At 70.7% G+C, this 6925-nt stretch carries 6 protein-coding genes and 1 tRNA gene; 3 read left to right on the forward strand and 4 right to left on the reverse strand.

Annotated elements, in window-relative coordinates; translation table 11 throughout:
* Window positions 1-56: 56 nt before the first annotated feature.
* Both AC0666_RS30715 and AC0666_RS30720 read right to left on the reverse strand, forming a co-directional pair.
* The gene (locus tag AC0666_RS30715; RefSeq protein WP_468969726.1) at window positions 57-2606 is read right to left on the reverse strand and encodes an ABC transporter permease; all 2550 of its coding nucleotides are present in this window, start codon (window positions 2604-2606) and stop codon (window positions 57-59) included.
* A gap of 69 nt (window positions 2607-2675) precedes the next feature.
* Window positions 2676-3440 (reverse strand): ABC transporter ATP-binding protein, encoded by a 765-nt coding sequence (locus AC0666_RS30720; protein ID WP_468970487.1) that lies wholly within the window; start codon window positions 3438-3440, stop codon window positions 2676-2678.
* A 438-nt stretch (window positions 3441-3878) separates the two neighbouring features.
* On the opposite strand from AC0666_RS30720, the gene AC0666_RS30725 reads away from it, so the two are divergent.
* Both AC0666_RS30725 and AC0666_RS30730 read left to right on the forward strand, forming a co-directional pair.
* Window positions 3879-3960: transfer RNA gene (locus AC0666_RS30725), tRNA-Leu, on the forward strand.
* A 136-nt stretch (window positions 3961-4096) separates the two neighbouring features.
* Window positions 4097-4945: a Bax inhibitor-1/YccA family protein gene (locus AC0666_RS30730; RefSeq protein WP_361718280.1), complete on the forward strand. Its 849-nt coding sequence runs from the start codon at window positions 4097-4099 to the stop codon at window positions 4943-4945.
* Between the two features lie 136 nt (window positions 4946-5081).
* Here the strand turns inward: AC0666_RS30730 and AC0666_RS30735 are convergent, their stop codons facing one another.
* Window positions 5082-5312: a DUF4287 domain-containing protein gene (locus AC0666_RS30735; protein ID WP_356851343.1), complete on the reverse strand. Its 231-nt coding sequence runs from the start codon at window positions 5310-5312 to the stop codon at window positions 5082-5084.
* A gap of 116 nt (window positions 5313-5428) precedes the next feature.
* On the opposite strand from AC0666_RS30735, the gene AC0666_RS30740 reads away from it, so the two are divergent.
* Window positions 5429-5788 carry a hypothetical protein gene (locus tag AC0666_RS30740; protein WP_468581985.1) on the forward strand — a complete coding sequence of 120 codons (360 nt, stop codon included), beginning with the start codon at window positions 5429-5431 and terminating at the stop codon, window positions 5786-5788.
* Here AC0666_RS30740 and AC0666_RS30745 read toward each other — a convergent pair.
* Window positions 5772-6593, reverse strand: coding sequence for a hypothetical protein (locus AC0666_RS30745; protein ID WP_478708825.1), 822 nt, complete (start codon window positions 6591-6593; stop codon window positions 5772-5774). The genes AC0666_RS30740 and AC0666_RS30745 overlap by 17 nt on opposite strands.
* Between the last annotated feature and the right edge of the window lie 332 nt (window positions 6594-6925).

Below are 6925 nucleotides of genomic sequence, written 5' to 3' on the forward strand. Positions count from 1 at the left end.
AGCGGAGGGCCCCGGGGCGGCTGCCCCGGGGCCCTGCGTGTCCGAGCGGACGGCGCCTACTCGGTCTTGATGGCCGTCAGCATGTTCAGCTTGGCGGCGCTGCGCGCCGGCCACATGGCCGCCAGGACGCCCACCACACCGGCGAGCAGCAGGAAGATGCCGATCCGGTCCCACGGGAGGACCAGCGCGTAGCCGGGCACCGACTTCGCCAGGGTGGAGCCGACCGCCCAGGCGAGGAAGACGCCGACGGCGATGCCGAGGACCGCGCCGAAGAGGGAGATGACCACGGCCTCCAGGCGGATCATGTTCTTGACCCGGCTGCGGTCGAGGCCGATCGCCCGCAGCATGCCGATCTCCTGGGTCCGCTCGAAGACGGACATCGCAAGGGTGTTGACGACGCCGAGCACCGAGATGATCAGCGCCATGCCGAGCAGCCCGTACATGATGTTCAGCGCCAGGTTGACGACGCCGCCCATCTCGTTGCGCATGTCCTGCTGGGTGGCCAGGGAGATCGCCGGGTTGTTGCCGAGGGCGTCGAGGACGGCCTTCTCGGCGGCCTTCGACTCGCCGCCGGTGGTGTTGACGTACACCTCGGGGATGTACGGGGTCTCGGAGTGGGCGCTGAGGATCCTGTCGTCCAGGACGTACGGGGACAGCAGGCCGTCGAGGTCCTTGTAGACCGCGCCCACCTTGAGCGAGCCCTTCTCGCCGTCGTCGTACATGACCTGGAGGGTCGAGCCGACCGCGAGCCCGTTCTTCTTCGCGGTCTTCTCCGCGACCGCGACCTCGCCCTTGCCGAGGCTCGCGAGCGAGCCGCCGACCACGTCGATGTTGAGGATCTCGCCGATGGTGGCCGGGTTGACGCCGGAGGCGGCCCGGAAGTCCTCGCCGATCTTGAGCGAGCCGGCGGTCTGCGGGGAGACCGCCTTGATGCCCTTGGCCTTGGCCAGGGTCTCGGCGACGGACTTGTCCAGGCTGCCGCCGCCCATGGCCATGGAGACCTTGTAGTCGGCCTTGATCTTGTCGGTGCTCATCCGGTCGACGGCCTTGCCCATGGTGATGCCCAGCACCGACAGGCTGGTGACCAGGGTCAGGCCGATGGCCAGGGAAGCGGCGGTGACGGCGGTGCGGCGCGGGTTGCGCACGGCGTTCTGCGCGGCCAGCTTGCCCGGGACGCCGAAGACCTTCTGCAGCAGCGGCCGGACGGCGGCGATCATCGGCCGGGAGAGCAGCGGGAGCACCACGATCAGGCCGACGAGCAGGAAGAAGGCCCCGCCGGCGATGGCGTAGCGGCCGTCGGTGCCGCCGGTGGAGACCCCGGTCAGGACCAGGGCGATGCCGAGCAGGCCGAGGACACTGCCGGTGATGTTGCGCAGGACCAGGGACTTCGCGGTGGCCGGCAGGTGGGCGCTGCCCATGGCGGCGACCGGGGGGATCCGGCCGGTGCGCCAGGCGGGGAACACCGCGGCGACCATGGTGACGAACACGCCGATGACGAGGGCCGTGACGATCGTGGCCGGGGAGATGACGAGCCCGCCGGCGGGGATCTTCGCGCCGAGCGAGTCCATGACGGAGCGCATCCCGACCGCCAGGCCGACACCGGTGACCAGGCCGATGGTGGAGGAGATGAGGCCGACGACCACGGACTCGGCCATGACCGAGTTGACGACCTGGCCCCGTTTGGCGCCGACCGCGCGCAGCAGGGCCAGCTCCTTGGTGCGCTGGGCGACCAGCATGGTGAAGGTGTTGTAGATCAGGAAGATGCCGACGAAGAGCGCGATGCCGGCGAAGGCGAGCAGCATGTTGCTCATGTTGCCCATCTCCTTCTTGATCGCCTTGGCCTGGTCGGCGGCCAGCTGGGCACCGGTCTGGGCCTTGCTGTTCTTGTCGAGCAGCGGCTGGATGCCGGTCAGCAGCTGGTCGGCGGAGACGCCCTGCTTGGCGCCCACGAGGAGCTCGTTGTAGAAGCCGGGCTGGAGGTACAGCTTCTGGGCGGTGGCGGTGTCGAAGAGGACGAGGCTGCCGCCCGCGTTGACCTGGCCGTCCTCGGTGGTGAAGACGCCGGTGAGGGTGTACTCCTTCACCGGGCCGTTGGTGGCCACGCGGACCTTGTCGCCGACCTTGTACGCGCCCTTGTCCGCGGTCGCCCGGTCGAGGGCGATCTGGTCGGCGGTGGCGGGGCCGGAGCCTGCGGTGAACTGGTAGCGGGGGTCCTTGCCGGCGCTGACCGGGGCGAAGTTGGCGCCCTGGTTGGCCCAGCCGTTGCCGATCAGCTTGCCGTTCTCGTCGCCGACGCCGGCGAAGCCGGAGACCCGGCCGCTGACGGTGTCGACGCCGCCCACGGCCTTGACCTTGTCGAGGGTCTGCTGGCTGATGCCGGGCTCGCCCTCGGGGCGGCCCTCGCCGTCGCGGGTCTTGCCGTACGAGGTGACGGAGACGGCGACGCCGTCGTAGCTCTTGGCGGACTGGCCCGAGAGGGCCTTGCCGAGGGTGTCGGTGAAGACGAGGGTGCCGGAGACGAAGGCGACGCCGAGGGTGACGGCGAGCACCGTCATCAGCAGCCTGGCCTTGTGCGCGAGGACGTTGCGCAGGGCGGTACGGAACATGGTGGAGGCGTCCAGGATGTCGTGGGCTCGAAGTTCGGAGGTCGGCGGAGGGCGGCCGGAGCCGGCGCCTCAGCTGGTGCGGCCCTTGGCGTCGAAGGCCTTCATGCGGTCGAGCACCCCGTCGGCGGTGGGCCGGAGCATCTCGTCGACGATCCGGCCGTCGGCGAGGAAGATGACGCGGTCGGCATAGGAGGCGGCGACCGGGTCGTGGGTGACCATGACGACGGTCTGGCCGAGCTCGCGGACGGAGTTGCGCAGGAAGCCGAGGACTTCGGCGCCGGAGCGGGAGTCCAGGTTTCCGGTCGGCTCGTCACCGAAGATGATCTCGGGCCGGGAGGCCAGGGCGCGGGCCACGGCCACGCGCTGCTGCTGGCCGCCGGAGAGCTGGGTGGGCCGGTGCGAGAGGCGCTCGGAGAGACCGACCATGCCGATCACGGTGTCCAGCCACTGCTTGTCGGGCTTGCGGCCCGCGATGTCCATCGGCAGGGTGATGTTCTCCAGGGCGGTCAGGGTCGGCAGCAGGTTGAAGGCCTGGAAGATGAAGCCGATCTTGTCCCGGCGCAGCTGGGTCAGCTGCTTGTCCTTGAGCGAGCCGAGCTCGGTGTCGCCGATGCGGACGGAGCCCGCGGAGAAGGTGTCCAGGCCGGCGACGCAGTGCATCAGCGTGGACTTGCCGGAGCCCGAGGGCCCCATGATCGCGGTGAACTGCCCCTGGCCGAAGTCCACGGAGACGTTGTCGAGGGCGACCACCTGGGTCTCGCCCTGGCCGTACACCTTGGAGAGTCCGGTGGCCCGGGCGGCCACGGCCTGGGCGGTGTGGGGGGCGTAGTTCATGGTGGTCACGGAAGGGACTCCTCGGGCTTGACCTTGCTGCGGTCTGCGGATCGGCACGACCCTTCCATCGTCTCCGCGGCCGCCGGGCCGCGGATCAGCCGCGGTGCCCGTTCCCTGGCCCACTGGAGTCTGACCGCCGCGGCGCCGGCCTCCTCCTCTGGTATGACGGCCGGGCCGGAGAAGGCTCAGGGCAGGAGGGTGGCCCGGGGTGGCGTGGAGGGTGGCGGGCGGGGTGGCGCGAGCCATCGAAATCCCGTCATTCCCGCACGAGGGGTGATCGTCGCCCGTAAGGGGCCGACCGTGCGTTCTCGGGTCTGACGGCCCCTCAAGCGCCAATAAAATCAGACAACATCGGATAGAGGGCCCACTGGCGACCAGGGCTTTCCGGATAGGCTCGGCGCAGCGTCCAGTGCTTTTTCACGGGAGCCGCCACGCCCTGCCCGGATGGTGGAATGCAGACACGGCGAGCTTAAACCTCGCTGGCCTTTAGGCCGTGCCGGTTCAAGTCCGGCTCCGGGCACTCCCGAAGTCCCCTGCGTTATCCCCTGCGCTTTGCCGCGCCTTCTCCTAAGATCCTCCTCCAGCAGTAGGGTGCTTTCTTTGCGAACGCATTACTCTTGATGCAAGGCCGCGCCCGGTGGCCATGGAGGAGTGAGATGAGGAGCAGCAACCCGGTCTTCTCGCGACGGGGGTTCAGCCGCGACAGCGGCGGCTACGCGGGCTTTGACGCGCAGTCGCAGCAGGCCGGGACCAACCCGTACGCGACGAATCCTTACGCCGCCGACCCGGTCACCGGCATGCCGCAGGCTCCGGCCCGCACCGGCGCCATGACCATCGACGACGTCGTGAGCCGTACGGCCATGACGCTCGGCACCGTCATCCTGACGGCGACGATCGCCTGGATCGCCCTGCCCGTCGACCCGGCGAACGTGAACAAGTCGTACGGCATCGCCGTCGGCGCCGCGCTCGTCGCGATGGTCCTCGCGCTCGTCCAGACCTTCAAGCGCAAGGCCTCCCCGCCGATCATCCTGGCCTACGCGGCCTTCGAGGGCTTCTTCCTCGGCGTGATCAGCTCGGCCACCAGCACCTACCTCGGCGCCGGCGTGGTCATCCAGGCCGTGCTCGGCACGATGTGCACCTTCGCCGCGGTGCTGTTCGCGTACAAGATGCGCTGGATCCGCGTCACCCGCCGCTTCTACGGCTTCGTGATGGCCGCCGCCCTTGGCTTCATGCTGCTCATGGTGGCGAACCTGCTGTTCTCCGTCTTCGCGGGCGGTGACGGCCTCGGCTTCCGCAGCGGCGGCCTCGGCATCCTCTTCGGCGTCATCGGCGTCGTCCTCGGTGCCTGCTTCCTCGCCCTGGACTTCAAGCAGGTCGAGGACGGCGTGACGTACGGCGCCCCGCGCGAGGAGGCCTGGCTGGCGGCCTTCGGCCTCACCCTGACCCTGGTGTGGATCTACCTGGAGCTGCTGCGCCTGTTCCAGATCCTCTCCGGCGACGACTAGTCGTCCCCCCGGCCGTCCCGCGGCCGGCCGGACGAGGCAAGGAGAAGGCCCCGCGAGCACACCGCTCGCGGGGCCTTCCCGCGTCTTGGAGGAGCAGGGGTCGGGGGCAGGGATCGGGGGCGGGACAGGAGAGGGCTCAGCCGAACTTGCGGGCGGCCCTGCGCAGGTCGTACTCGTGGATGATCGCCTTGGCCTGGCCGTACGAGAGCTCGTGCGCCCCGCGCAACCAGCTGACCTTCTCCTCGAAGCGGACGAGGGAGGGGCCGTCGTCCACGGTGCGGAGCCAGTCGGAGATTTCACGACCGGTGGTCCGGGGGATTCTGTCGATCATGTTGCGGTGGGTCTGCTCGGAGAACTCTACGGACATGGGCGCCTCCGGAGGTATCGCCGTGCTGTTGGCCTCACGGCTGTTCTCTTCACGCCACCGTGCCGGAGAGTCTGCCCGTTGGCAATGGTGCCGGGGCGGCGCGTAAGGTCGGCCGGGTGCTTGATACTTCGCCGCTGGCCGCCGCCGTGGAACGTTTCGCCGACCGGTTGCGGGCCATGCCGCAGAGCCGCCTCCAGCAGGGCGCCGCCGCAACGGCGCTGGAGCTGGCCAGAGAGCTCTCCGTACGCGCCCAGCGGCTGGAGGAAGCCGAGGCGGGCCGGGGGGCGGCTCCGGCGCGGGAGATGCCCGACGCGGGGGTCTTCGTCGTGGGCGACCAGGTGGCGGTGGCGGGACTGGACCTCGTCGAGGCGCTGGCGGCCGCCGGGGCGCACCCGGACAGCACGACGGCCCCGTCCGAGATGCTGGACGAGGCCGTGCGGCTGGTGGAGCAGGCGGAGCTCAGAGCGACGCGATGACGCGGTCCGCGAGGATGTAGACGTTGTCGTCCGGGTCCTGGCCGTCCCCGCAGGAGAAGGTCAGCGCGTAGGCGCCGGAGATGCCGGAGCCGCCGAGCAGGACCGGGGCGGTGCCCGAACGCAGGGCCTCGGCCAGGCGCTCCGCCGTCTCCCGGTGGCCCGGGGTCATGCAGAGCGTCGTGCCGTCGGTGAAGACGTACACGTCCAGGGTGCCCAGCGGGCCCGGGCGGACGTCGGCGAGGGCCGTACGGGCCTCCGCGAGCTCCTCCAGACGGCTGACCGTGCGCTCGTGGTCGGCGCCGGGGGCCGAGGACTGGACCGGTACGAAGTCCGGGTGCGAGGGGTGGCGGCGGCGGGCGGCGGCCAACTCGGCGGAGTCCTCGGCGTAACCGGGCTGCTCGTCCCCGACCTCCTCGCCGAGCACCTGCTCCAGGCCGACCAGGTCGGCCTGCCGGGGCAGGAAGACGGCGGGGCCGTCCTCACCGAGACCGGGCAGGCCGCCCAGCAGGGACGGCGCGTCGGCGGCGTCACGGGCCTCCTGGGCGGCCCAGAACGCCCGCGCCTCGGCGAGCTCGCGCTCGCGCTCCTCGGCGAGGGCCTCGGCGACGGCGGCCCGTATCTCGGCGGCGGGGGACTCCACGGCGCTGCGGGCATGCGGGACGGACGCACCGCGCGGGTGGGCCGGCGTCACGGCCAGCTCCCCGCGCAGGGCCGTGACCTGCTTGCGTAGACCGTGGACGGCGTGCAGCGCAGCAGCGCCCACGGCCGCGGCGGCGGCCGTGGTCAGCAGCAGGGCAAGAGACATGGCGCTCACTGACTAACTCCTGGTTGGTTCGGTCCCCCGACTTCCTACATCAGAGTGTCCTCACCTGGGAATGGCGTGCAGTGCATTACGTCACGAATTGGACAGGTCTTTGGTCACACCGCCGCCCCGTGGACCGCTCTGACCTGGAGGAATGGCAAACCCCCAGGACGTAGGTCACATCCTGGGGGAAATTCGGTCACAGGTCGGCTGCGAAGGGGTTGAACGGGGGGCCCGGCGGCGGCGGGGGGGCCCCCCGCGGCCCCCGGCGCCCGGCCCCCCGGGGGAGCGAAACCCCGCGGAGAGGGGGTGTGGGGGTTGATAGGGCCCCCCCC

This window comes from Streptomyces sp. NPDC043680, assembly GCF_056436685.1.